Source organism: Nocardiopsis sp. KDC1DS13DA1, from assembly GCF_055632325.1.
In genome coordinates, this window is sequence record NZ_JBVMUY010000017.1 from 220,353 (window position 1) to 245,443 (window position 25,091).

Genomic DNA, 25,091 nt, shown 5'->3' on the forward strand with positions numbered 1-25,091 from the left:
GGAGCGGGGTGGCGCAGGTGACTCGGGGACCCGAGGCGTTCGACGACGGAGGACAGCACGACCGCCATGCCCCGCCGCCCGCGGACGACCCCGTCACCGAGGGGATCCTGGACGAGCTGGCACGGTCGGGGCTGCCCGCCGAGGTCCGTTCCTGGGTCACCGCCGCCCTGTGGGGCGACGAGGCGCTGACGGCCCTGCTGAACGGCGAGCACATGCCGGACGCCGCCCAGGGCGCCGCACCCGTACCCGAGGCGGCTCCGGCGGGCCCGGCCCGCCGCGCCTACCTCACCGGTATACGGGTGCAGGGCTTCCGCGGCATCGGCCGCCCCGCGGAGCTCACCTTCCCGCCCGGCCCCGGACTCACGGTCATCGTGGGCCGCAACGGCTCGGGCAAGTCCAGTTTCGCCGAGGCCGCCGAGGCCGCGCTGACCGGCCGCAACCCCCGCTGGGACGCCATGCCCACCGGGTGGCGCGACGGCTGGCGCAACCTCCACTACGACGAGCGCACCGAGGCCACCGTCGACCTGCACATCGCGGGTGACGACGGTCCCACCCGCGTCAACCGGCGCTGGACCGGGGAGAGCGTGCGCTCCGCGCGCGGCGAGGTGGTCCACCCCAACGGCGAGACCTCCCCCCTGCGCACCCTCGCCTGGGGCGAGCACCTCGTCCGCTACCGCCCGTTCCTGTCCTACGACGAACTCGGCCGCACCGTCACCGGTCGGGCCGCCGAACTCTACGACACCCTCACCGCCCTCCTGGGCCTCACCGGTCTCGCCGAGGCCGAGCGCAGGCTGGCCCGGGTGTGCGACGGTCTGGCCAAGCGCCGCGACCGGCCCTCCCGCGAGCTCAGGTTCCTCCTGGAGGCGCTCCAGAACGCGGACGACCCCAGGGCCGCCCGCGCGGCCCAGCTCCTGACGGCGCCGCACCTGGAGCTGGACGCGCTGCGCTCGATCGCCACCGACGACGGGCCGAGCGACCCGGCCCTCCACACCGTCCTGCGCCGACTGCGCCGGCTCTCCGTGCCCGAACGGGTCGTGATCAGCGACGTCGTCAACGAGCTCCGCGGCGCGGCCATGGAGCTGGCGATGGCCGCGGGCAGCAAGGGCGACCACGCCCACGGCGTCGTGCGCCTGCTCGAACAGGCCCTGGAACACCACCAGCGCCACCCCTCGGAGACCACGTGCCCCACCTGCTCCACGCAGGGGGCCCTGGGCGCCGACTGGGTCCGGCGGGCCAACGCCCAGCTCCGCGCGCTGCGCTCCCAGGCGGCGACCGCCTCCGCGGCCTACGAACGCGCCGACGCCGCACGCGACCAGGCGCGCTTCCTGCTCGCCCCGGCGCCCTCGTGGCTGCCTCCGGAGAGCGAGCTGGGACAGGTGTGGGCCCTGTGGGAGTCCGGGGCCGACATCGCCGACCTGGGGGAGCTGGCCGAGCACATCGAGACGGTCGGGCGCAAACTCCGCGCCGCCGCCGTCACGGCCCGCCGCGACGCCAGTGAGCGCCTGGAGGACCCCTCCGGAGGGTGGGCCCCCCTGGCGGAACAGCTCTCCGGCTGGCTCGACGACGCGCAGGAGGCCATCACGGCCCGGGAGGCGCTGGCCCCCGCCGAGGCCGCCCTGAACTGGCTCTCCGAACAGGCCCGGGGACTGCGGTCGCAGCAGCTGGGTCCGGTCGCGACCCAGGCCGAGCAGGTCTGGTTCCGGCTGCGCCAGGAACGCCACATCGACCTCCAGGGGATGCGCCTCATCGGCCGCGGCGCCCGGCGCAGGGTCGAGGTGGAGGTGTCCGTGGACGGGGTCGAGGACCAGACCAGCGCCCCCGGCCTGCTCAGCCAGGGCGAGTTCCAGGCACTGGCACTGTCCATCTGCCTGCCGCGCGCCCTCGTGGAGGGCAACCCCTTCGGCTTCCTCGTGCTCGACGACCCGGTCCAGGCGATGGACACCGAGACCGTCGAGGGGCTGGCCACCGTCCTGTCGGAGGTGGGCCGCCACCGGCAGCTCATCGTGTTCACACACGACACGCGCCTGTCCGACGCCCTGCGCAGACTCGGACTGCCCTCCACCATCCGCACGATCAACCGCGACGCCATGTCCAACGTGTGGGTGGCCGAGGGGGCCGGGTGAGGCCCGGGAGCCCCCTCGCGGGGGGCGTCCTGGATCACATCGGCGGTTTCCGCGGGTTCCGCGTAAGGGGTCCGATGGCCCGGGAAACCGCCTTCGAACTGGGGTTTTCCCTTCCGGGGGAGTGGGGTGGAGGCACCCCCGGGGGTCCGTGCCGGGGGCGGGCGGGATTTGATTTGGCAGACCACCCCCGAAGACCTGTATAGTCATGACCAGCGCAAGGGGGCAACGCCCCCGGGGCGGACGAGAGAAAGCCCCACGGCGCGCCCCTTTAGCTCAGTCGGCAGAGCGTCTCCATGGTAAGGAGAAGGTCTACGGTTCGATTCCGTAAAGGGGCTCCACCACTTGAAGCGGTCCGGTCCACTCAGGTGGGTGGCCGGTGGAGTGACTGCCGGCCTGGTACCGGGAGCGGTCAGCGATGACCGTCCCCACCGATCGGGGCGGAGTAGCTCAGTCGGTAGAGCAAGCGGCTCATAATCGCTGTGTCGTCGGTTCAAGTCCGGCCTCCGCTACCAACCCGCTGACCCCTGAGGCCCTACTCAGGGGTCGAAGCGGGCCCTTTGCAGTGTTCACTGCAAAACCTAGTACCGTCTCCAGCGAGAAAGGCACTCCGAAGTGGCTGCCACCGACGTGAGGCCGAAGATCACCCTGGCCTGCCAGGAGTGCAATCACCGGAACTACATCACGCGCAAGAACCGTCGGAACACCCCCGACCGTCTCGCGATCAAGAAGTTCTGCCCGAACTGCCGCAAGCACAACGAGCACCGCGAGACCCGCTGAGTCCCGCCGCGTGCCGTCGCCCGCCCGCAGGTGCGTGTGAGCGGTGGCTCCGTTCGACTTAGACTTCCGGCCCGGCGAGCGATCCGCTCGCCGGGCTGTTCGTGTGTCCGGGGCCCTTCCCGGGCAGGAGGACCAGGAGAGGGAGACCGTGGCGATCAACGCCGAGTACGTCGGCCGGGAGTACCCGGCTCCGGAGCCCTACGAGGTGACCCGCGGCAAGATCCGTGAGTTCGCCGAGGCGATCAACGACCCCAACCCGGTCTACGTCGACCCCGCGGCGGCCAAGGCCGCCGGGTACCCCGACGTGATCGCACCGCCCACCTTCCCCGTCATCCTGGGCATGGCCGGTTCCGCGCACGCCGTCGCCGACCCCGACCTGGGGGTGGACTTCTCCCGCGTCGTCCACGGCGACCAGAGCTTCCACTACAGCCGTCCCCTGCGCGCGGGCGACGTCCTGACCGCCGTCACCCGGATCACCGACGTCAAGACCCTCGGCGGCAACGGGATGCTCACGCTGGAGACCGTGGCCACGGCGGCCGAGGGCGAACACGTCGTCACGGCGGGCATGATGCTCGTCGTGCGCGGCGAGTGAACGCCACCCTTCCGACGACCAGGAACGTGAGGAACGCGACCGTGAGCCTGCGCCACGCCGACGTCGAGGTCGGCACCGAACTCCCCGAGCAGACCTTCCGGGTCCGCCGCCTGGACCTGGTCCGCTACGCGGGCGCCTCGGGGGACTTCAACCCCATCCACTGGAACGAGCGCTTCGCCAAGTCCGTCGGCCTGCCCGACGTGATCGCGCACGGCATGTTCACGATGGCGGAGGCGGGCCGGGTGCTCACCGACTGGACCGGGGACCCCGGCTGCGTCGTGGACTACTCCGTGCGCTTCTCCGCGCCCGTCGTGGTCCCCGACGACGACGAGGGCGCCGAGATCACGGTCGGCGGCAAGGTGAGGGCCAAGAACGACGACGGTACCGTGAACGTGCTCCTGACGGCGCGTTCCGGCGGCGCCAAGGTCCTGGCCAAGTCCACCGCCGTCGTCCGCCTGGCCTGAACGCCGGGCCCCGCTCCGGCCTTCGGCCACCGCGTCGCGGCAGCAGTGAAGCAGTGAGGTAGAACCCGTGTCCACACTCTCCGGAGCCCTGCTCTCCGACCACACCACGCTCGGGCTGGGCGGCCCGGCCAAGACCTTCCTCGTCGCCCGTACCACCGACGCGCTGGTGGAGGCGGTCACCGCCGCGGACCGGGACGGCGAGCCGCTCCTGGTCCTGGGCGGCGGCAGCAACCTGGTCGTCGCCGACGACGGCTTCGCGGGCACCGTCGTGCACGTCGACTCGCGCGGGGTCTCCCTCGCCGAGGCCGGGCGCGACCCGGAGACCGGCGAGGACGTCGTGCTGCTGCGCGCGGAGGCGGGCGTCGAATGGGACCCGCTGGTGGAGCGTACGGTCACCGAGGGGCTCAGCGGTGTCGAGTTCCTGTCCGGGATCCCCGGCCGGGTGGGGTCCACCCCCATCCAGAACGTGGGCGCCTACGGGCAGGACGTCAGCCAGACCGTGCGTGAGGTGCTCGTCCACGACCGGCGCACGGGCGAGCGGCGCACCATGACCAACACCGAGTGCGGCTTCACCTACCGCGACAGCGTGTTCAAGGGCCAGGACCGCTTCGTCGTGTGCGAGGTGGTCTTCGAGCTGCGCAGGTCCGAGCTGAGCCGACCCGTCCGCTACGCCGAGGTGGCCCGGACCCTGGGGGCCGAGGCGGGCGCCCGGGTGCCCCTGGCCAAGGCACGGGAGACCGTTCTGGCCCTGCGCGCGGGCAAGGGCATGGTCCTGGACCCCGACGACCCCGACACGCGCAGCGCGGGGTCCTTCTTCACCAACCCCGTGGTGACCGCCGAGGAGTTCGCGGCCGTGCGCGACCGCGCCGCCGGGCGGCTCGGCCCCGACGTCGAGGTCCCCGGGCACCCGGACGGCGACGGCAACGTCAAACTCTCCGCCGCCTGGCTGATCGACCGGGCCGGGTTCACGAAGGGGTACGGCCGCGGCCCCGCCCGGATCTCGGGCAAGCACACGCTGGCGCTGACCAACCCGGGCGGCGCGACCACGCGCGACCTGCTGGACCTGGCCCGCGAGGTGCGGGCCGGGGTCCAGGCCGTGTTCGGCGTGCGCCTGGTCAACGAACCCGTCATGGTCGGTGTCGATCTCTAGCTGCTGTCCGGCGTGGGCCTCCGCTGCGCCTCGGCCCGCCCACGACATGTTTGACGCCGCGCCCAATTCTTGAGTTGGGCGCGGCGAACTTGTTTTTCAGGATGCCCTGATAAACAAATTCGCCGGGCGAATGAATTGCTATTTCCCTTTGTTTTGCTAAAGTCGTGGGTGTCGAAGGGGAGTAGTCCCCAATGCGCACGATCGACACACTGGCCGCCCGGCGGTCCGGTCGTGCGAGCCCGCCAGAGCAGGGGCCCGGCAATCGCGGCCCAGTGGTCGAACAGGGCGGACGAGACCTTTGACCCGGTAGGAAACGACCGGGTTGAAGGGGTGTCCGCTGCTTCCTTCTGCCCGAAAACCTCGGATGGAGGAGAGCGCGTGACGGCATTTCTCACGGGTCTGGCGGTGAGTACCGTCGCCATTCTCGTCGCGGAGATGGGTGACAAGACCCAACTGGTGGCGATGTCCCTGGCGACCCGCTACCGTGCCCTCACGGTCATCCTCGGCATCACCGCGGCCACCGCCGTCGTCCACGCCGGCAGCGTCCTGCTGGCCGAGGTCCTGGGAGCCAGCATCCCCACCGACTGGCTGACCTTCACGGCCGGAATCGCCTTCCTCGTCTTCGGCTTCTGGACCCTGCGCGGGGACGAGATGACCGCCAGGGACGAGGAGCGCGCCGCGTCCCGGCGGATCCGTTCCGGCCTGCTCACCGTCTTCGTGGTGTTCCTCACTGCCGAGCTCGGGGACAAGACCATGCTCGCCACCATCACGGTCGGCACCCAGTACCACTGGCTGGCGGTCTGGATCGGCTCGACGATCGGCATGGTCGCGGCGGACGCCGTCGCCATCGTGCTCGGCGCGGTCCTCGGAAGGAAGCTCCCCGAACGGGCGGTCAGGGTGGGTGCCGCGGTCCTGTTCTTCGTCGCGGGCGCGGCCATGCTCGGCCAGGGCGCCTGGCTGCTCCTGGGCTGAACCGCCTCCGCGCGGGCAGGCCCCGGCTCAGGCCGGATCGCCCTCCGGCGCCGTCGCCAGCCACGCGTCGATCCCCGCCAGGAGGTCCTTGCGCACGGCGTCCGGAGCCCCCGACCCCCGCACCGACATCCGTGCCAGTTCGGCGAGCTCCGCGTCCCCGAAGCGGAACACCTCACGCGCGATCCGGTACTGCTCGACCAGGCGCGGACCGAACAGCAGCGGGTCGTCGGTGCCCAGCGCGATCTGCACCCCCGACTCGAAGAGCCTGCGCAGCGGCAGGTGCTCCAACCGCTCGAACACCCCCAGCCCGACGTTCGAGGTGGGGCAGATCTCCAGCGTCACGCCCTGGGTGGCGATCCGCTCCACCAGGTGCGGGTCCTCCACCGCGCGCACGCCGTGGCCGACCCGGTCGGCGTTGAGGTCGTCCAGGCACTCCCGGACACTCCGCGGTCCCAGGAGTTCGCCGCCGTGCGGCGCCGACAGCAGCCCCGCGCGCCGCGCGATCCGGAAGGCGGCCTCGAACTCGCGCGCCCGTCCCCGCCGCTCGTCGTTGTTCAGGCCGAAGGACACCACGCCCCGACCCGCGTACTGCCGGGCCAGCCGGGCCAGCGCCCGGGCGTCCATCGGGTGGCGTGTGCGGTTGGCGGCCACCATCAGGCCGATCGGGACCCCCGTGTCCCGCTCGGCGGCGCGCGCGGCGTCCAGGATGAGCTCCAGGGTGGCGGTCAGGCCGTCGAAGAGGGCGGCGTACCCGCTCGGGTCCACCTGGATCTCCAACCACCCCGACCCCGCGGCCCGCTCGTCCTCGGCCGCCTCGCGCAGCAGCCGGTAGACGTCCTCGGGCCTGCGCAGGACGGAGCGGGCGATGTCGTAGAGGCGCTGGAAACGGAACCAGCCGCGTTCGTCCGTGGCGCGCAGTCGGGGCGGCCACTCCTCGACCAGGGCCTGGGGGAGGTGGATCCCGTGTTCCCCGGCGAGCTCCACGAGGGTCGTGTGCCGCATCGATCCGGTGAAGTGCAGGTGCAGGTGTGCCTTGGGCAGCCGGTCCAACCGGCGGGCGCTGGTCGGTGTCTCCATGACGCAATGCTGCCGCAAACCGCGCACACGTGGTAGCGGGACCGGGATTCCGGTCGGGAAACGGCGCCTGAACGGCGGGGGCGCCCCCGCCGTTCAGGCGCCGCCGGGGCGGGGCCGGACGAGTCGGGCCGCCAGCGGGGAACGGGCCTCAGGCGAGGACGGGGATGCGGGATCCCCGCCTCCCCTGACGCCCTGACACGGTCCGGAGCGAACCCGAAGGACCAAGCAGGGCACAGCCCCTACCTGGCCTCGGCCAGCAGCTTCTGGACACGGCTCACACCCTCGACGAGGTCCTCGTCGCTGAGCGCGTAGGACAGCCGGAGGTAGCCGGGGGTGCCGAAGGCCTCACCGGGTACGACCGCGACCTCGGCCTCCTCCAGGATGAGCTCGGCCAGCTCGGCGGAGGTGCCCGGCCGCCGGCCGCGGATCTCCTTGCCGAGGACGCCCTTGACGGACGGGTAGGCGTAGAAGGCGCCCTGCGGCTCCGGGCAGACCACGCCGTCGATCTCGTTGAGCATCCGGACGATGGTCCTGCGGCGGCGGTCGAAGGACGCGCGCATCGTCTCGACGGCGGACAGGTCGCCGGAGACGGCGGCGACCGCGGCGGCCTGCGAGACGTTGGCGACGTTGGAGGTGGCGTGCGACTGGAGGTTGGTCGCGGCCTTGACCACGTCCTCGGGGCCGATGAGCCACCCCACGCGCCAGCCGGTCATGGCGTAGGTCTTGGCCACGCCGTTGACGATGACGGTGCGGTCGGCCAGCTCGGGCACCTCGACGGGGATCGAGGTGAACTCGGCGTCGCCGTAGACGAGGTGCTGGTAGATCTCGTCGGTCAGCACCCACAGGTCGTGTTCGAGCGCCCACCGGCCGATCGCGCGGACCTGCTCGCGCGGGTGGACGGCGCCCGTCGGGTTGGACGGGGAGACGAACACCAGGACCTTGGTGCGCTCGGTGCGCGCGGCCTCCAGCTGCTCGACGTCGGCCAGGTACCCGGTGCTCTCGTCGGTGGTGACGAAGACCGGGACGCCGCCCGCGAGCTTGATGGACTCGGGGTAGGTGGTCCAGTACGGGGCCACGACGACGACCTCGTCCCCCGGGTCCAGGAGGGCGGCGAAGGCCTCGTAGATGGCCTGCTTGCCGCCGTTGGTCACCAGGACCTGGGAGGGCTCGACCCGGTACCCGGAGTCCCGGGCGGTCTTCTCGACGATGGCCCTCTTCAGCTCGGGAAGCCCACCGGCCGGGGTGTAGTGGTGGAAGCGCGGCTCGCGGGCCGCCGCGACGGCGGCCTCGACGATGTAGTCGGGGGTCGGGAAGTCCGGCTCCCCGGCCCCGAAGCCGATGACGGGGCGCCCCTCAGTCCTCATGGCCTTGGCCCTCGCGTCGACGGCGAGCGTGGCCGACTCGGAGATAGCGCTGATACGTGCAGAGACTCGCGGTCGCTCAGTCATGTCTCCATGGTGTCACGTGACCTCGGCCGAGGCGGTGGAAGAGGGTACAGGACGGTCACGGCGTCGGTGCGCCGGGGGTGCCCGGAGGGGCGCGGTTTGGTCTCCGGTGCGCCCAGGGCGTACACTCGTTCGCGCCGACCGGCCACGGACGGGGCGGCCCCGCGTACGAGTGGGGTGCGGACCCGGTCCGGACCGGCTATGGTGGGGAACGCAGTTTCCGCTCAAGGGCAGTGGCTCAATTGGCAGAGCACCGGTCTCCAAAACCGGCGGTTGGGGGTTCGAGTCCCTCCTGCCCTGCACGAACGCGCGGTGTGGCGGCCTTCGGGCCGCCGCGCCCCGCGAGGCGTACGGAACTACGGGGATGACCAGCAGCCCGCGACCCTAAGGACCCCAGGTGACCCAGACTGACGCCGACGCCAAGCCCGACAAGGAGCCCAAGCGTCGTACCGGTCCTGTGACCTTCACCAAGCAGGTCGTCGGAGAGCTCCGCAAGGTCCGCTGGCCCACGCGTCGCGAGCTGGTCACGTACACCATCGTCGTCCTGGTGTTCGTCGTTCTCGTCCTGAGCTACGTCTCACTCCTCGACTTCGTCTTCGCCGAGCTCGTCACCTGGCTCTACGCCGGATTCAGCCCCGAGGGCGAGTTCCAGGCCCTGCCCCTGTGGACCAGCATCGCCACCGGCGGCGTCGCCGTCATCCTCGGCGCCATGGGCCTCCTGCGCAGCAGGGGCGACTGAGCCGCGGTACCCGCCCGGCTCGGGCACCACGATCGTGACGCGCCCGCCGTCCCCGCCCACCCGTGCCTGGTCCCATCCCGCGCGCGGAGACCGTAAGCTGGCAGGACTGGGCCCGACGTCGACCGCCGTGGTGCGCGTCGGCCCGCAGTAGCGCATCCGACGAGAGAAAGAGCAGCCGTGTCCGAGTCCCCACTGACCCCTGACGACTTCCCCGAAGAGGAGCCGGGTCAGTCGTCGGAGGAAGAGACCGGCCTGGCGGGCGAGCTGTCCGAGGACGCGGCCGAGCAGGCCGACACCGACAGCCCGGAGCTCACCGGTGACGCCGACGAGGCCGACGAGGCCGACGAGGCCGACGAGGAGGCCGAGCAGGAGCCCGAGCTCCCCAAGCTCGACCCCGTCGAGGAGTTCCGGAACGAGCTGGTCCTGCTTCCCGGCGACTGGTACGTCGTGCACACCTACGCCGGGTACGAGAAGCGGGTCAAGGCCAACGTCGAGAGCCGCACCCAGTCGCTCAACATGGAGGACTACATCTTCCAGGTCGAGGTGCCCGAGCACGAGGTGACCGAGGTCAAGAGCGGCAAGCGCCAGCAGGTGACCGAGAAGGTCCTCCCCGGCTACGTTCTCGTCCGCATGGACCTGACCGACGAGTCCTGGTCGGCCATCCGCAACACCCCGGGCGTGACCGGCTTCGTCGGCCTGTCCAACAAGCCCGCGCCGCTCAGCCTCACCGAGGTCGCCAAGCTCCTGGCGCCCGAGCCCGAGGAGGAGCCGGAGGAGGAGCGCAAGGCCAAGGCCGCCGCCGGTATCGGCGAGGCGCGCTCGGACGTGGCCTACGAGGTCGGCGAGTCCGTCACCGTCATGGAGGGCCCCTTCGCGACGCTGCCCGCCACGGTCAGCGAGATCAACCCGGACACCCAGAAGCTCAAGGTGCTCGTGTCGATCTTCGGCCGTGAGACCCCGGTCGAGCTGTCCTTCAACCAGGTCGCCAAGATCTGAACCGTCCGGGCAGTGGCCCGGCCGACGTAGACTTGGTGGGTCCGTCTCTGGGCGGACCCACTCTTGTGCTCCGCCCACGGCAGGGCGGGGACCAGCACACACCGCACATCAGGCAAAGGACCCGACATGCCTCCGAAGAAGAAACTGGCCGCACTCGTCAAGGTGCAGCTCCCCGCCGGTCAGGCCACCCCGGCGCCGCCCGTCGGTACCGCCCTCGGTCCGCACGGCGTCAACATCATGGACTTCTGCAAGCAGTACAACGCTGCTACGGAGGCCCAGCGCGGCAACGTCATCCCCGTAGAGATCTCCATCTACGAGGACCGCTCCTTCAGCTTCATCACCAAGACGCCCCCGGCGCCGAAGCTGATCCTCAAGGCCGCCGGCCTGGACAAGGCCGCCACCGACCCGGGTCGCAGCACGGCTGGTTCGATCACCGCCGAGCAGGTCCGCGAGATCGCGCAGACCAAGCTGCCCGACCTCAACACCGACGACGTCGAGGCCGCCGCCAAGATCGTCGCCGGCACCGCCCGCTCGATGGGCATCGAGGTCAAGTAGCCCCCGCACCGGGGTTCCGGGCCGCAGCCCGGGCCGCGTGGGGTGCTCGCCGTCAAGATCCGACCGTGGCAGGGCCAGGCGCTGGCCCAACGACCACACGTTCCACAGGAGAACAGCGTGAAGCGCAGCAAGAACCACCGCAAAGCCAGCGAGCTGGTGAACCGTGACAAGCTCCACAGCCCCGCCGAGGCCGTGAAGCTCGCCAAGGAGACCTCCAGCGTGAAGTTCGACGCGACCGTCGAGGTCGCCCTGCGTCTGGGCGTCGACCCGCGCAAGGCCGACCAGATGGTCCGCGGCACCGTGAACCTGCCCAACGGCACCGGTAAGACCGCCCGGGTCCTGGTCTTCGCGACCGGTGAGCGTGCGGAGCAGGCTCGCGCCGCTGGCGCCGACTACGTCGGTGACGACGACCTCGTCCAGGAGGTCCAGAACGGCTTCCTCGACTTCGACGCCGTCGTCGCCACCCCGGACCTCATGGGCAAGGTCGGCCGCCTCGGCCGCGTGCTCGGTCCGCGTGGTCTCATGCCCAACCCCAAGACGGGCACGGTCACCCCGGACGTGGCCAAGGCCGTGACCGACATCAAGGGCGGCAAGATCGAGTTCCGCGTCGACCGCCACGGCAACCTGCACTTCATCATCGGCAAGGCCTCCTTCGACGAGGCCAAGCTGCTGGAGAACTACCAGGCCGCCATCGACGAGGTGAACCGCCTCAAGCCGTCCGCCGCCAAGGGCCGCTACATCAAGAAGGCCGTGGTCAGCACGTCCATGGGCCCGAGCATCCCGCTCGACGCCTAGGTCGCGCCCGGCCTGCCAGACACGTCGAACGGCCCCCGGTTCCCGTCAGGGATCCGGGGGCCGTCGCCGTGTGGAGGACCGCAGACGAGGACCTGTGTCCTGGAACGGTCACCCGAGGGGGTGCCGTTCGGCCGCCGCCGGGGACGGAGCATCCCTGCCCGGAGGGCGTCCGGACACGGTCCGCAGTGCGGCGGAGGGCCCGAGATCACCGACTACATGTCGGTGATCTGGTCCTCGGAGGGCATCTCGAAGGAGGTCTCGCCCAGCGCGGAGAAGACCATCGAGAGGTCGGTGACGTCGTCGCTGAAGTCGATGCGCATCGGGAAGCCGTCCCCGGAGATCCAGATGGACGTCTCCATGGCGCCTTCGACGGAGCCGCCGATCAGATCGTTCAGGGCGCCCGCCTGCTCCTCCGGGAGGGCGTCGATCTGCTCGGGCGTGAACGTGCCGTCGACGCGGGTGGTCTCGACCCCGCTGATCTCCTCGGTCCCGGCCTCCTCGACGGTCTCGATCCCGGCGATCGCGCCCGCGACGTCCGAGAGCTGCGAGGCGTCGAACATGTCCTCGGCGGCCGGCATCGAGTCCATGCCGCTGGCGCCGCGGACCCAGGCCGTGTCGGCCTGGAGGTTGCCGTTGTGGTTGGACACCAGGGCCTCGCCCTCGGCGGGGACGATGACGATCGAGGTGCCGAGCTCCTCAGCGGTCATGCCCGAGCTCTCTCCGCTGAGCTCCTCCAGGCCCAGCATCATCTCACCGATCTCCGGCATGACGATGGTGACCTGGGCCGCCTGCGGGTCGCTCATGATCTCGTAGGTGAAGTCCATGCTCGTCTCGCCGACCTCGGGGTCGGTCATGCCGACCGTCATGTCGAGCGTGTAGTTGTCGACCGACTCGGTGTTCGAGGCGAGGTCGGAGAGGAGGCTCATGACGCCCCCGCCCCCGCTCTCCTCCGCGGCCGCGTCGGTGGTCTCCTCCGGTTCGGCGGACTGGTCGCCACCGCAGGCGGCGAGGGACAGGGTCAGGGCACCGACGGCGAAGAAAGCCGGCACACGGGTCTTCATGGGGGTGAATACCTTTTTCATGAGGGAGATGGTGTGCGAGGAAGGGAGCGGGCCTTCAGCGGGTCATGTTGCCACGTGTGTATGACATCTCGGGCACGAGGCAACTCTTGTTACTGAGACGTTGTCCCATTTCGCGGGGTTGCGTGACGCGCCTCACGTCGGGCGGCGGTCGGTCGCCCCGAATCCGTTCTCCGCACCCCTTCCGGTCCTGTAGCATGGGTACTTGCCGAAGACCGCTGGTCGTCACCCGAACGGGTGACCTAAGGACCCATTCGCGATGGGCGCCCGCGCAGGTGTCACCAGAGCTTTCCCGTTCCGGGTGCGTCTCCACGCCCCGCGGACGCGGTCGTGCCCCGTGCGCCTCGCGCTCGGGGCTTTTTCTCGTGCTGACGCCGATCGCGTGAGTCCTTGGGAACCAACCAGCGTTCACTGTTGGAAGGAGTCCCATGGCGAGGCCGGACAAGGCCGCCGCGGTCGCCGAACTCACGGAGGAGCTTCGTGAGTCGAACGGCGCCGTGCTGGCGGAATACCGGGGACTCACTGTGGCCGGGCTCAACGAGCTCCGCCGCAGCCTCGGCCAGAACGCGCGTTTCCGCGTCGTGAAGAACACGCTGACCAAGATCGCCGTGAGCGAGGCCGGAGTCGACGAGAAGGTCAAGGACCTGCTCGACGGCCCCACCGCCGTCGCCTTCATCCGCGGCGACGTGGTCGAGGTGGCCAAGAGCCTGCGTGACTTCGCGAAGGCGAACGAGCCCCTGGTGATCAAGGGCGGCGTCATCGACGGCAAGTCGATGAGCGCCGACGAGGTCACCAAGCTGGCCGACCTGGAGTCCCGCGAGGTGCTTCTCTCGAAGATGGCCGGTGCGCTCAAGGCCAAGCAGGGCCAGGCCGCCGCCGTCTTCCAGGCGCTCCCGACCAAGGCCGTGCGTCTCGCACAGGCCCTGGCGGACAAGCGCTCCGAGGAAGCGGCCTAGACAACCTGATTTCCGGCGGGTGCCGACGTCGCCCGCCGCATGGCTCGCACGTGGCGCCGACGGGCGCGCGTGTCCGTAGAGAAAGAGAGATCGCATCATGGCGAAGCTCAGCAACGAGGACCTGCTGGCCGCGTTCGAGGAGATGACCCTCCTCGAGCTGTCCGAGTTCGTGAAGCTGTTCGAGGACAAGTTCGACGTCGAGGCCGCTGCCCCGGCCGCCGTCGTCGCCGCTCCGGGCGCCCCCGGCGCTCCGGCCGAGGCCGTCGAGGAGAAGGACGAGTTCGACGTCGTCCTCGAGTCCGCCGGTGACAAGAAGATCCAGGTCATCAAGGAGGTCCGCGGCCTCACGAGCCTGGGTCTCAAGGAGGCCAAGGACCTGGTCGACAACGCCCCGAAGCCGCTGCTCGAGGGCGTCAACAAGGAGGCCGCTGACAAGGCCAAGGCCGCCCTTGAGGGCGCCGGCGCCACCGTCACCCTCAAGTAGTCCCACGCGGGCCGTACGGGCCCGCTGGTACCCGCGGCGCGGCCGTTCCTCCTCCGGGAGGGGCGGCCGCGCCGTCGTCTGTCCGGGATGCGTCCCGTAGGGGACGAAGGTCCTGTTCGCGGACTCCGGCGCCGTGTCCCATCCCGTCCGGGGTGTCAGGTGTGCGAAGCTGTACCGGTCGTCGGCTGCGGGGCCGGGATCCGCGTGTGCGAACTGTCCCGCTGACGCGATAATCTCCCGTCCCGGGATTCTTGACGGGCCCGGGGGAGAGTGTTTACCCGACCCGGGTGGGGGAACCCTTCCGGGTGTCCGACGGCTCGCAACCCCCCTGGGCCGGGGCGGGCGCGCTGGACCACCCAGCGGTCCCGGTGGGTCCCCGCGGACGGAATCCGGGATCGGGTTCCGCTCCTGGGACGGTGTCCGGGCTTGACGGATCGCCCGCCACGGGTGATCCTGCCGGTGTCGTGAGTGGCGCCGTGGACCGTGAGTGGACAGCGGTGTGGTGTTCGGCTACACTGCTCTTTTGCGCTGCCCTTTGGTGATCCCTGTGTCGGTGTACGGCTTCCGCCATCCCGTTTTCGTCTGGAACACGGTAGCCCGTTCCCGCTCGATGTGACCGTCTCAACCGTGTTGCGGCGGTCCTCCCGTGACGGATCGTCTGGCGTGCGCGCTTCAACCGCCACAAGCCTTCGGAAGGACCCCTGTTGGCAGCCTCGCGCAACGCCTCCGCTAACGCCCTTGGTCCGCACCGCGTTTCGTTCGCCCGTATTCAGGAACCCCTCGAGGTCCCGAACCTGCTCGCCCTGCAGACCGAGTCGTTCGACTGGCTGCTGGGCAACGAGAAGTGGAAGACCCGGGTCGAGACGGCCCGAAACGCTGGCCGCAAGGACGTTCCGGAGCAGTCCGGTCTCGAAGAGATCTTCGAGGAGATCAGTCCGATCGAGGACTTCTCGGGCACGATGTCGCTGTCGTTCCGCGACCATCGGTTCGAGCCGCCCAAGTACTCCGAAGAGGAGTGCAAGGACAAGGACATGACCTTCTCCGCCCCGATGTTCGTCACGGCGGAGTTCATCAACAACGACACCGGTGAGATCAAGAGCCAGACGGTGTTCATGGGCGACTTCCCGCTCATGACCGCCAAGGGCACCTTCATCATCAACGGCACCGAGCGCGTCGTCGTGTCCCAGCTGGTCCGCTCCCCGGGCGTGTACTTCGACCGGTCGGTCGACAAGAGCTCGGACAAGGACCTCTTCGGCTGCAAGGTCATCCCGTCCCGCGGCGCCTGGCTGGAGTTCGAGGTCGACAAGCGCGACTTCGTCGGTGTGCGTATCGACCGCAAGCGCAAGCAGGGCGTCACCGTCCTGCTCAAGGCGCTGGGCTGGACCACCGACCAGATCCTCGAGCGCTTCGGCCAGTACGAGTCCATCCGCAACACGCTGGAGAAGGACCCGACGGCGGGCACCGACGACGCGCTGCTGGACATCTACCGCAAGCTGCGTCCGGGGGAGCCGCCCACGAAGGAGTCGGCCCAGGCGCTGTTGGAGAACCTCTACTTCAACCCCAAGCGCTACGACCTCGCCAAGGTCGGCCGCTACAAGATCAACAAGAAGCTCGGTCTGGAGACCGACTACACCCAGGGCACCCTCACCGAAGAGGACATCGTCTCCACCATCGACTACCTCGTGCGCCTGCACGCGGGTGAGGTCGAGCGGGAGACGGCCATCGGCGTCCGTCCGGTCGAGACCGACGACATCGACCACTTCGGCAACCGGCGCCTGCGCACGGTCGGCGAGCTCATCCAGAACCAGGTCCGCCTGGGCCTGGCCCGCATGGAGCGCGTCGTCCGCGAGCGGATGACCACGCAGGACGTCGAGGCGATCACGCCGCAGACCCTGATCAACATCCGCCCCGTCGTGGCCTCCATCAAGGAGTTCTTCGGCACCTCGCAGCTGTCCCAGTTCATGGACCAGACCAACCCGCTGGCGGGTCTGACCCACAAGCGCCGCCTCTCCGCGCTGGGTCCGGGCGGTCTGTCCCGTGAGCGCGCGGGCTTCGAGGTCCGTGACGTCCACGCCTCCCACTACGGCCGTATGTGCCCGATCGAGACCCCCGAGGGTCCCAACATCGGTCTGATCGGCTCCCTGGCCGCCTACGGCCGGGTCAACTCCTTCGGGTTCGTCGAGACCCCGTACCGCCGCGTGGCCGACGGCCGCATCACCGACGAGGTCGACTACCTCACCGCGGACGAGGAGGACCGGTACGTCATCGGCCAGGCCAATACGCCGATGAACCCCGACGGCACCTTCGCCGAGTCCCACGTCCTGGTGCGCCGCAAGGGCGAGGAGTTCGAGCAGGTCCGCTCGGACGAGGTCGACTACATGGACGTGTCGCCGCGCCAGATGGTGTCGGTCGCCACCGCCATGATCCCGTTCCTGGAGCACGACGACGCCAACCGCGCGCTCATGGGCTCCAACATGCAGCGCCAGGCCGTGCCGCTGCTGCGGGCCGAGGCCCCCTACGTCGGCACCGGCATGGAGTACCGCGCCGCCACCGACGCCGGTGAGGTCATCCTCGCGGAGAAGGCCGGCGTGGTCGAGGACGTCACCGCCGACTACGTCACGGTGATGGCTGACGACGGTACCCGCAAGACCTACCGCCTGGGCAAGTTCCAGCGCTCCAACCAGGGCACCTGCTTCAACCAGCGGCCGATCGTGCACGAGGGGCAGCGGGTCGAGGAGACCCAGGTCCTGGCGGACGGTCCGTCCACCGACCAGGGTGAGATGTCGCTGGGCAAGAACCTGCTCGTGGCGTACATGTCCTGGGAGGGCCACAACTACGAGGACGCGATCATCCTCTCCCAGCGTCTGGTGCAGGACGACGTCCTCTCCTCGATCCACATCGAGGAGCACGAGGTCGACGCCCGTGACACCAAGCTGGGCCCGGAGGAGATCACTCGCGAGATCCCCAACGTCAGCGAGGAGGTCCTGGCCGACCTCGACGACCGGGGCATCATCCGCATCGGTGCCGAGGTCGTCGACGGCGACATCCTCGTCGGCAAGGTGACCCCCAAGGGTGAGACCGAGCTGACCCCGGAGGAGCGCCTGCTGCGCGCCATCTTCGGTGAGAAGGCCCGCGAGGTCCGCGACACCTCCCTGAAGGTCCCGCACGGCGAGACCGGCAAGGTCATCGGCGTCCGCGTGTTCAGCCGCGAGGACGGCGACGAGCTCGCCCCGGGCGTCAACGAGATGGTCCGCGTCTACGTCGCCCAGAAGCGCAAGATCACCGACGGCGACAAGCTCGCCGGCCGGCACGGCAACAAGGGCGTCATCGCCAAGATCCTGCCCCAGGAGGACATGCCCTTCCTGGAGGACGGCACGCCGGTCGACATCATCCTCAACCCGCTGGGCGTCCCCGGCCGCATGAACGTCGGCCAGGTCCTGGAGGTGCACCTGGGCTGGTTGGCCAAGAACGGCTGGTCGGTCGAGGGGCTCGACGAACCGTGGAAGCAGTCGCTCGACTCCATCGGGGCCTCCGAGTCCGAGCCCGACTCCAACGTGGCGACCCCGGTCTTCGACGGCCTGCACGGTGACGAGCTCAGCGGTCTGATCCAGTCGGTCCGTCCCAACAAGGACGGCAACCGCCTGATCAACAAGGACGGCAAGGCGCGGCTGTTCGACGGCCGCACCGGTGAGCCGTTCGCCGAGCCGATCTCCGTCGGCTACAAGTACATCCTGAAGCTCCACCACCTCGTGGACGACAAGATCCACGCGCGCTCCACCGGCCCGTACTCGATGATCACCCAGCAGCCGCTGGGCGGTAAGGCGCAGTTCGGCGGTCAGCGCTTCGGTGAGATGGAGGTCTGGGCGCTGGAGGCCTACGGCGCCGCCTACGCGCTCCAGGAGCTGCTCACCATCAAGTCCGACGACGTGGTGGGCCGGGTCAAGGTCTACGAGGCCATCGTCAAGGGCGAGAACATCCCCGAGCCGGGCATCCCTGAGTCCTTCAAGGTGCTCATCAAGGAGATGCAGTCGCTCTGTCTGAACGTGGAGGTGCTGTCCAGTGACGGTATGTCCATCGAGATGCGGGACAGCGACGAGGACGTCTTCCGCGCGGCGGAAGAACTGGGAATCGACCTGGGTCGGCGCGAGCCGAGCAGTGTCGAAGAGGTCTAACTTCCGCATTCTTCGAGAGCAGGGGACGAATTAAGTGCTCGACGTCAACTTCTTCGACGAGCTGCGCATTGGCCTGGCCACGGCCGACGACATCCGCCAGTGGTCGCACGGCGAGGTCAAGAAGCCCGAAACCATCAACTACCGGACCCTCAAGCCGGAGAAGGACGGACTCTTCTGCGAGAAGATCTTCGGTCCGACCCGGGACTGGGAGTGCTACTGCGGCAAGTACAAGCGCGTCCGCTTCAAGGGCATCATCTGTGAGCGCTGCGGCGTCGAGGTGACCCGCGCCAAGGTGCGCCGTGAGCGGATGGGCCACATCGAGCTGGCCGCGCCCGTCACGCACATCTGGTACTTCAAGGGTGTGCCCTCCCGCCTGGGCTACCTGCTGGACCTGGCGCCGAAGGATCTCGAGAAGATCATCTACTTCGCCGCCTACATGGTCACGTGGGTGGACACCGAGGCCCGTGAGCGCGACCTCCAGTCCCTGGAGGCGCGGATCTCGGTCGAGAAGCAGCACCTGGAGCAGCGCCGCGACTCCACGATCGAGGAGCGCCACCGCAAGCTCGAGGCCGACCTGGCCGAGCTTGAGGAGCAGGGTGCCAAGGGCGACGCCCGCCGCAAGGTGCGCGAGGGCGCCGAGCGCGAGATGCGCCAGCTGCGCGACCGCGCCCAGCGCGAGATCGACCGCCTCGACGAGGTCTGGAACCGCTTCAAGAACCTCAAGGTCCAGGACCTCGAGGGCGACGAGATGCTCTACCGCGAGATGCGGGACCGCTTCGGGAAGTACTTCCGCGGCGGCATGGGCGCCCAGGCCATCCAGGACCGGCTCTCCAACTTCGAGCTGGACCAGGAGGCGGAGAAGCTCCGCGAGACCATCCGCACCGGCAAGGGCCAGAAGAAGGCCCGCGCCCTCAAGCGGCTCAAGGTCGTCTCGGCGTTCCTCAACACCACCAACAGCCCCATGGGCATGGTGCTCGACTGCATTCCGGTCATCCCGCCGGACCTGCGTCCGATGGTGCAGCTGGACGGTGGCCGCTTCGCGACCTCCGACCTCAACGACCTGTACCGCCGGGTGATCAACCGGAACAACCGCCTCAAGCGACTGCTCGACCTCGGCGCGCCCGAGATCATCGTCAACAACGAGAAGCGGATGCTCCAGGAGGCCGTCGACGCCCTGTTCGACAACGGCCGCCGCGGCCGTCCGGTCACCGGGCCGGGCAACCGCCCGCTCAAGTCGCTGTCCGACATGCTCAAGGGCAAGCAGGGCCGCTTCCGGCAGAACCTGCTCGGTAAGCGCGTCGACTACTCCGGCCGCTCGGTCATCGTCGTCGGCCCGCAGCTGAAGCTGCACCAGTGCGGTCTGCCCAAGCAGATGGCCCTGGAACTGTTCAAGCCGTTCGTGATGAAGCGCCTGGTCGACCTGAACCACGCGCAGAACATCAAGAGCGCCAAGCGCATGGTGGAGCGGTCCCGCCCCGTCGTGTGGGACGTCCTCGAAGAGGTCATCACCGAGCACCCGGTGCTGCTCAACCGCGCTCCGACGCTGCACCGCCTGGGCATCCAGGCCTTCGAGCCGCAGCTGGTCGAGGGCAAGGCCATCCAGATCCACCCGCTCGTGTGCACGGCGTTCAACGCCGACTTCGACGGTGACCAGATGGCCGTGCACCTGCCGCTGTCCGCCGAGGCCCAGGCCGAGGCGCGGCTGCTGATGCTGGCCACGAACAACATCCTCAAGCCGTCCGACGGCAAGCCCGTGACCATGCCCACCCAGGACATGATCATCGGTCTGTACTACCTGACGACGGAGCGGGCCGGTGCCAGCGGCGAGGGGCGGGCGTTCCGCTCCCCGGCCGAGGCGATCATGGCCTACGACATCGGGGACCTCGACCTCCAGGCGAAGATCCGCCTGCGGATCGCCGACGGCGCTCCCGCGCCCAAGGACTGGACCCCGCCGGAGGGCTGGCAGCAGGGCGACGTCTACGTCCTGGAGACGACGCTGGGCCGGTACCTCTTCAACGAGGCCACCCCGGTCGACTACCCGTACGTCAACTTCCAGGTGGGCAAGAAGCAGGTCTCGGCCCTGGTCAACGACCTGGCCGAGAACTACCCCAAGGTCCAGGTCGCCACGACCCTGGACGCCCTGAAGGACGCCGGTTACCGCTGGGCCACCCGGTCCGGCCTGACCATCGGTATCGAGGACGTCGTCGCGCCGCCGGCCAAGACGGAGATCCTCGAGGGCTACGAGCGCAAGGCCGACAAGATCCAGCGCGAGTACGACCGAGGTCTGATCACCGACGACGAGCGCCGTCAGGAGCTCACCGAGGTGTGGACCCAGGCCACCGCCGAGGTCGCCCGGAACATGGAGGACAACTTCCCCGCCGACAACCCGGTGTGGATGATGGTCCAGTCCGGTGCCCGCGGTAACCCGATGCAGGTGCGTCAGATCGCCGGTATCCGCGGTCTGGTCTCCAACACCAAGGGCGAGACGATCCCGCGCCCGATCAAGTCCTCCTACCGCGAGGGCCTGTCCGTCCTGGAGTACTTCATCTCCACGCACGGTCAGCGCAAGGGTCTGGCCGACACCGCGCTGCGTACCGCCGACTCGGGTTACCTGACCCGTCGTCTGGTGGACGTCGCGCAGGACGTCATCGTCCGCGAGGTCGACTGCGGCACCGACCGCTCGCTCTGGCACGAGATCGGTGAGAAGAACGCCGCCGGCGTCGTCGTGCGCAAGCACAACGTCGAGAACACCGGTTTCGGCCGTACCCTCGCCGAGGACACCGTGGGCGCGGACGGCAACCTCGTCCTGCCCGCGCTCGCCGACACCTCCGAGCAGAACATCGACAAGCTGGTCGCCGCGGGTCTGACCCGCGTGCGCATCCGCTCGTCGCTGACCTGTGAGGCGAAGATCGGCGTGTGCTCCACCTGCTACGGCCGCTCCATGGCGACCGGCAAGCCGGTGGACGTCGGTGAGGCGATCGGTATCATCGCGGCCCAGTCCATCGGTGAGCCCGGCACCCAGCTGACCATGCGGACCTTCCACATGGGTGGTTCGGCCGGTCAGGACATCACCCACGGTCTGCCCCGTGTCCAGGAGCTCTTCGAGGCCCGCATCCCCAAGGGTGTGGCCCCGATCTCCGAGGTGGAGGGCCGGATCCGGATCGACGACACGGAGAAGAGCCGTAAGATCGTCGTCATCCCGGACGACGGCTCGGACGAGATCGCCTACCCGGTGCCGATGCGCGCCCAGCTCCTGGTCAGCGACGACGACCACGTCTCGGTCGGCCAGCAGCTGATCCAGGGTGCGATCAACCCGCACGAGGTCCTCCGCATCCAGGGCCCGCGCGCGGTGCAGCAGCACCTCGTGTCGGAGGTCCAGGAGGTCTACAAGTCGCAGGGTGTGTCCATCCACGACAAGCACATCGAGATCATCGTCCGCCAGATGCTCAAGCGGGTGAACATCCTCGAGTCGGGTGACACCGAGCTGCTGCCGGGTGAGATGGTCGAGCGGCCGAAGTTCGAGCGGATCAACCGCCGGGTCGTCTCCGAGGGCGGACAGCCCGCGGCCGGACGTCCGGTGCTGCTCGGCATCACCAAGGCCTCGCTGGCCACGGAGTCCTGGCTGTCGGCGGCCTCCTTCCAGGAGACCACCCGGGTGCTCACCGAGAACGCGATCCACGGCAAGAGCGACCCGCTCCTCGGCCTCAAGGAGAACGTCATCATCGGTAAGCTCATCCCGGCCGGTACCGGTATTCCGCAGTACCGCAACATCCGGGTGGAGCCGACCGAGGAGGCCAAGGCCTCGATGTACTCGGTCTCCGGGTACGAGGAGCCCAGCGAGTACACCTTCGGACAGGGTTCGGGCGAGGCCGTCCCGCTGGAGGAGTACGACTTCGGGCCCTACAACCGGTAAGAGCGGTTGACTGAACGGACGGCGGCGGTCCACCACCTACCCACGGGGGTGGTGCCGCCGCCGTTTCACGTCGTGGGTCCGCACATCGCGGTGTGGACGGGGAGAGGGCGCTTCGGCGCTGTCGGGAGAGCAGGCGCACAGTGACTGAAAACGGGGGCGGACGGGACTCGGACGCGCGAGAGTCGGACTCGTGGTTCAAGCCGAGTGAGAACCGCTACCGCACGCAGTCGGAGTACCAGGACCCGATGGAGGAGGAGGGGACCGGTGACACGGTCTTCCCGGACAGCGGGGGCTACGCGGGGCTGAGTTCGTCACGGCCCCCCATGGTCGAGCCGTACCCGGAGGCGCTGGGCGGGCCGCCCCAGCCGCCCCCTCCGACCGCCGGCGCCCTGTCCTACCCCGGCGCGGGCGCCTCGGCGTACGAGCCGCTGACCCGGATCCCGGGCGATCCGGAGCAGGAGGAGCCCAACTTCCCGGGGATCGCCGCGAGCGCGCAGGTTCCGCTTCCGCCGGAGACGGACGCCGTCCCGGGTGAGGCGTCCACGGACACCTGGTCGGCCGAGCCGGTGACCGGTACCGCCTGGTCGCCCGAGCCCGATGACGCCCCGGCCGACGAGCCCTGGTCACCGCGTGCCGGGGCTTCCTCGGCTTCCGCCGCTGATCCCGCCGTGCCGTCGTTCGACGAGCCGTGGGGTACCGGCGGCTCGGGTGGCCGGGAGGAGGAGCCGTGGGCGGCCGAGTCCGCGCCTTCCCCGGCCGGTGAGCCGTGGGGCGCCGGTGATCCGGGTGACCGGGACGACGCGGCGTGGTCGCCGGGTGCCGCCGTGTCGGCGGATCCGCTGTCCCCCGAGCCCGTCTCGCCGTCGTACGACGAGCCGTGGGACACCGGTGACCGGAATGACGTGTCCTGGGCCGCCGGCGACCCGGGTGACCGGGGTGATGCGCCGTGGTCGTCGGGCGCCGGGGCTTCCTCGGCTTCCGCCGCCTTTGATCCTGCGGCTCCCGAGGCCGATGCTCCGTGGGGTACCGGCGGCTCGGGTGGCCGGGAGGAGGAGCCGTGGGCGGCCGAGTCCGCGCCTTCCCCGGCCGGTGAGCCGTGGGGCGCCGGTGATCCGGGTGATCGGGACGACGCGGCGTGGTCGCCGGGTGCCGCCGTGTCGGCGGATCCGCTGTCCCCCGAGCCCGTCTCGCCGTCGTACGACGAGCCTCCGGCCGGCCGCGACGAGCGGCCGTGGTCTCCCGACCCCGTGTCCCCCTCGGCGGACGCGGCGTGGTCGCCGGGCGCCGCCGCGCCGGCGGATCCCCTCGCCCCCGCTGACAGCGAGCCCTGGTCGTCTGGTGACCCGGGCCGAGGCAGTGGCGAGCCGTGGTCCACCGACACCGCCACCCCCGCGGCGGGTGGGACCTGGACCCCCGACTCCTCCCTCGACCGTGTCAACGAGTCGTGGTCCTCCGACACCCCTCCGGCGGACGAGCCCTGGGTCCCCGGGGCCCCGGTCGGCGACGGGCTCGGGGCCGGTTCCCCGATGTCCCCGCCGGACGGCCCGGACCCCCTGGCACCCCGCGCGGACTCCTGGGCCGACGACGAACTCGGCTCCGACTCCTGGGGCGCGGACGCCCGTTCCGGCGCGCCGGACGCCACCCGGCAGTGGGACGAGCGCACCGACGACCTCGAGACCTGGGCACCGGCCCGGGACGGGGACGGGACCTGGAACGGTGCGGGGACCCCCGAACCGTGGACCGGCCGTTCCGCGGACGGTTACGACGACGAGCTCTCGCCCGCCCCGGCACCGGCCGAACAGGCACCGCAGGGCGGCGGCACCGGCAACACGTGGGTGTTCGACCGCGACGACTCCCGCCTGCCCGACTCCGTGCGCGAGGCCGAGCGGCGCCGCCGTGAGAACGGCCCCGCCGAACCGGAGTTCCGGGACTGGGGCGCGGACCCCGAGGCGCCGGACAGCGGTGTCCCCTCCTCCTCCGTTCCCGGCTCCGACGACCCGCTCGGAGCGATCGCCGACATGCAGACCCGGGCGCGCTCCTGGGACGAGGAGGATGTCCGCGGGGAGGAACGGCAGCCGGACGGTGCCACGCAGATGTTCGACGCCCTCCCGTTCGACGACCCCGGGTCGGGCGCCGACCGCTACGGGACGCCGGAGTACGGGGACGGCTACGACGACTCCGGTTACGCGGACGACGCGTACGCCGAGCAGACGTACGACTCCCGCTACCACGACACCGGGTACGACGAGGACCCGGCGGAGGGCTACGACGACGATCCCCGCGGGGCCGCTCCGGGGATGCCCTCGGACCTGGGGCCCGTTCCGGGGGAGGCGGCCGGACCGCAGGGTGCGGAGGCGGAGTCCGAGTACGACGACGGGTTCACCCCCGCCGACTACGGGATGCCGGTGGAGCAGTCGAGGCAGCGGCGGCGGCGCGACCCGATCGCCGGCGACTTCCCCGGTTTCGACGACCGCCCGCCCGGCGGCGAGGTGGGTGACGCCTACCCCGGCTACGACAGCATCGAGTTCCTCGCCGACACCGACCGGGGGGCCCTGCTCACCCTGTGGCTGGGGCTGGCCTCGCTGCTGCCCGGCATCGGCCTGGCCACCGCCGCCGTGGCGCTGTTCGTCACCGGGCCGAAGGCCAAGCGGGCGATCCGCCGATCCAACGGTGAGCTCGACGGGCTGGGCCTGATCGCCGTCGGGACGGCGTTCGCGGTGATCGGGATCCTGGTCACGGTGATCTCCGTCGCTCTTCTCTTCGTCCTCTAGCACATCGGCCGCCCTTCCGGACCCCGTTTCG

Annotated in this window: 17 protein-coding genes, 3 tRNA genes and 1 pseudogene; 18 read left to right on the forward strand and 3 right to left on the reverse strand. The window is 70.1% G+C overall.

The genetic code is table 11. The annotated features are described in order from the left end of the window. The first annotated feature begins 8 nt into the window (after positions 1–8). The 8 genes from ACTVAJ_RS12985 (at position 9) to ACTVAJ_RS13020 (ending at position 6,078) form a co-directional block, all read left to right on the forward strand. Positions 9–2,123 carry an ATP-binding protein gene (locus ACTVAJ_RS12985; protein WP_470388382.1) on the forward strand — a complete coding sequence of 705 codons (2,115 nt, stop codon included), beginning with the start codon at positions 9–11 and terminating at the stop codon, positions 2,121–2,123. 262 nt (positions 2,124–2,385) lie between these two features. Continuing rightward, positions 2,386–2,461 (forward strand) — tRNA-Thr (locus ACTVAJ_RS12990). Between the two features lie 98 nt (positions 2,462–2,559). After that, positions 2,560–2,635 (forward strand) — tRNA-Met (locus tag ACTVAJ_RS12995). A 100-nt stretch (positions 2,636–2,735) separates the two neighbouring features. Then, entirely contained in the window at positions 2,736–2,900 is a 165-nt protein-coding gene (gene rpmG / locus ACTVAJ_RS13000; RefSeq protein ID WP_013156089.1) for a 50S ribosomal protein L33, read from the forward strand. A gap of 148 nt (positions 2,901–3,048) precedes the next feature. Beyond that, positions 3,049–3,492, forward strand: coding sequence for a MaoC family dehydratase N-terminal domain-containing protein (locus tag ACTVAJ_RS13005; RefSeq protein ID WP_470388495.1), 444 nt, complete (start codon positions 3,049–3,051; stop codon positions 3,490–3,492). Between the two features lie 41 nt (positions 3,493–3,533). Then, positions 3,534–3,956: a MaoC family dehydratase gene (locus ACTVAJ_RS13010; protein WP_470388383.1), complete on the forward strand. Its 423-nt coding sequence runs from the start codon at positions 3,534–3,536 to the stop codon at positions 3,954–3,956. Positions 3,957–4,023: 67 nt separating this feature from the next. After that, a complete protein-coding gene (locus tag ACTVAJ_RS13015) occupies positions 4,024–5,106 on the forward strand; it encodes a UDP-N-acetylmuramate dehydrogenase (protein WP_470388384.1) in 1,083 nt (360 codons plus the stop codon). Positions 5,107–5,484: 378 nt separating this feature from the next. After that, the gene (locus ACTVAJ_RS13020; protein WP_470388385.1) at positions 5,485–6,078 is read left to right on the forward strand and encodes a TMEM165/GDT1 family protein; all 594 of its coding nucleotides are present in this window, start codon (positions 5,485–5,487) and stop codon (positions 6,076–6,078) included. A gap of 27 nt (positions 6,079–6,105) precedes the next feature. Here the strand turns inward: ACTVAJ_RS13020 and ACTVAJ_RS13025 are convergent, their stop codons facing one another. Together ACTVAJ_RS13025 and ACTVAJ_RS13030 are read right to left on the reverse strand one after the other, a co-directional pair. Next, positions 6,106–7,155, reverse strand: coding sequence for an adenosine deaminase (locus ACTVAJ_RS13025; RefSeq protein WP_470388386.1), 1,050 nt, complete (start codon positions 7,153–7,155; stop codon positions 6,106–6,108). A gap of 239 nt (positions 7,156–7,394) precedes the next feature. Beyond that, positions 7,395–8,603, reverse strand: a complete 1,209-nt coding sequence (locus ACTVAJ_RS13030) for a pyridoxal phosphate-dependent aminotransferase (protein ID WP_470388387.1) — start codon at positions 8,601–8,603, stop codon at positions 7,395–7,397. Between the two features lie 224 nt (positions 8,604–8,827). Here ACTVAJ_RS13030 and ACTVAJ_RS13035 point away from each other — a divergent pair. The 5 genes and pseudogenes from ACTVAJ_RS13035 (at position 8,828) to rplA (ending at position 11,685) form a co-directional block, all read left to right on the forward strand. Beyond that, positions 8,828–8,900, forward strand: a tRNA-Trp gene (locus tag ACTVAJ_RS13035). A gap of 97 nt (positions 8,901–8,997) precedes the next feature. Then, a pseudogene (gene secE / locus ACTVAJ_RS13040) lies at positions 8,998–9,231 on the forward strand (preprotein translocase subunit SecE); the annotation flags it as partial. A 285-nt stretch (positions 9,232–9,516) separates the two neighbouring features. Then, positions 9,517–10,335, forward strand: coding sequence for a transcription termination/antitermination protein NusG (gene nusG / locus ACTVAJ_RS13045; protein WP_470388388.1), 819 nt, complete (start codon positions 9,517–9,519; stop codon positions 10,333–10,335). 126 nt (positions 10,336–10,461) lie between these two features. Continuing rightward, a complete protein-coding gene (gene rplK / locus ACTVAJ_RS13050) occupies positions 10,462–10,890 on the forward strand; it encodes a 50S ribosomal protein L11 (protein WP_470388389.1) in 429 nt (142 codons plus the stop codon). 117 nt (positions 10,891–11,007) lie between these two features. Continuing rightward, positions 11,008–11,685, forward strand: coding sequence for a 50S ribosomal protein L1 (gene rplA, locus ACTVAJ_RS13055; protein ID WP_470388390.1), 678 nt, complete (start codon positions 11,008–11,010; stop codon positions 11,683–11,685). A gap of 212 nt (positions 11,686–11,897) precedes the next feature. Here the strand turns inward: rplA and ACTVAJ_RS13060 are convergent, their stop codons facing one another. Further along, positions 11,898–12,746, reverse strand: coding sequence for an SCO4651 family lipoprotein (locus tag ACTVAJ_RS13060; protein ID WP_470388391.1), 849 nt, complete (start codon positions 12,744–12,746; stop codon positions 11,898–11,900). A 446-nt stretch (positions 12,747–13,192) separates the two neighbouring features. Here ACTVAJ_RS13060 and rplJ point away from each other — a divergent pair, with 446 nt between their 5' ends. The 5 genes from rplJ (at position 13,193) to ACTVAJ_RS13085 (ending at position 25,060) form a co-directional block, all read left to right on the forward strand. Next, positions 13,193–13,720 carry a 50S ribosomal protein L10 gene (gene rplJ, locus ACTVAJ_RS13065; RefSeq protein ID WP_470388392.1) on the forward strand — a complete coding sequence of 176 codons (528 nt, stop codon included), beginning with the start codon at positions 13,193–13,195 and terminating at the stop codon, positions 13,718–13,720. A gap of 97 nt (positions 13,721–13,817) precedes the next feature. Then, a complete protein-coding gene (gene rplL / locus ACTVAJ_RS13070) occupies positions 13,818–14,204 on the forward strand; it encodes a 50S ribosomal protein L7/L12 (protein WP_470388393.1) in 387 nt (128 codons plus the stop codon). A 704-nt stretch (positions 14,205–14,908) separates the two neighbouring features. Further along, positions 14,909–18,376, forward strand: a complete 3,468-nt coding sequence (gene rpoB, locus ACTVAJ_RS13075; RefSeq protein ID WP_470388394.1) for a DNA-directed RNA polymerase subunit beta — start codon at positions 14,909–14,911, stop codon at positions 18,374–18,376. A 34-nt stretch (positions 18,377–18,410) separates the two neighbouring features. Beyond that, positions 18,411–22,289 (forward strand): DNA-directed RNA polymerase subunit beta', encoded by a 3,879-nt coding sequence (locus ACTVAJ_RS13080; protein WP_470388395.1) that lies wholly within the window; start codon positions 18,411–18,413, stop codon positions 22,287–22,289. A gap of 140 nt (positions 22,290–22,429) precedes the next feature. Further along, complete coding sequence (locus ACTVAJ_RS13085) at positions 22,430–25,060, forward strand: DNA polymerase III subunit gamma/tau domain-containing protein (RefSeq protein ID WP_470388396.1); 2,631 nt, start codon at positions 22,430–22,432, stop codon at positions 25,058–25,060. Positions 25,061–25,091: the final 31 nt, after the last annotated feature.

Coding starts and splice junctions, on each gene's coding strand:
- ACTVAJ_RS13025 (WP_470388386.1), bottom strand. CDS start 7,155: ATGGAGACACCGACCAGCGCCCGCCGGTTGGACCGGCTGCCCAAGGCA.
- ACTVAJ_RS13030 (WP_470388387.1), bottom strand. CDS start 8,603: ATGACTGAGCGACCGCGAGTCTCTGCACGTATCAGCGCTATCTCCGAG.
- rplK (WP_470388389.1), top strand. CDS start 10,462: ATGCCTCCGAAGAAGAAACTGGCCGCACTCGTCAAGGTGCAGCTCCCC.
- ACTVAJ_RS13060 (WP_470388391.1), bottom strand. CDS start 12,746: ATGAAGACCCGTGTGCCGGCTTTCTTCGCCGTCGGTGCCCTGACCCTG.
- rplJ (WP_470388392.1), top strand. CDS start 13,193: ATGGCGAGGCCGGACAAGGCCGCCGCGGTCGCCGAACTCACGGAGGAG.
- rplL (WP_470388393.1), top strand. CDS start 13,818: ATGGCGAAGCTCAGCAACGAGGACCTGCTGGCCGCGTTCGAGGAGATG.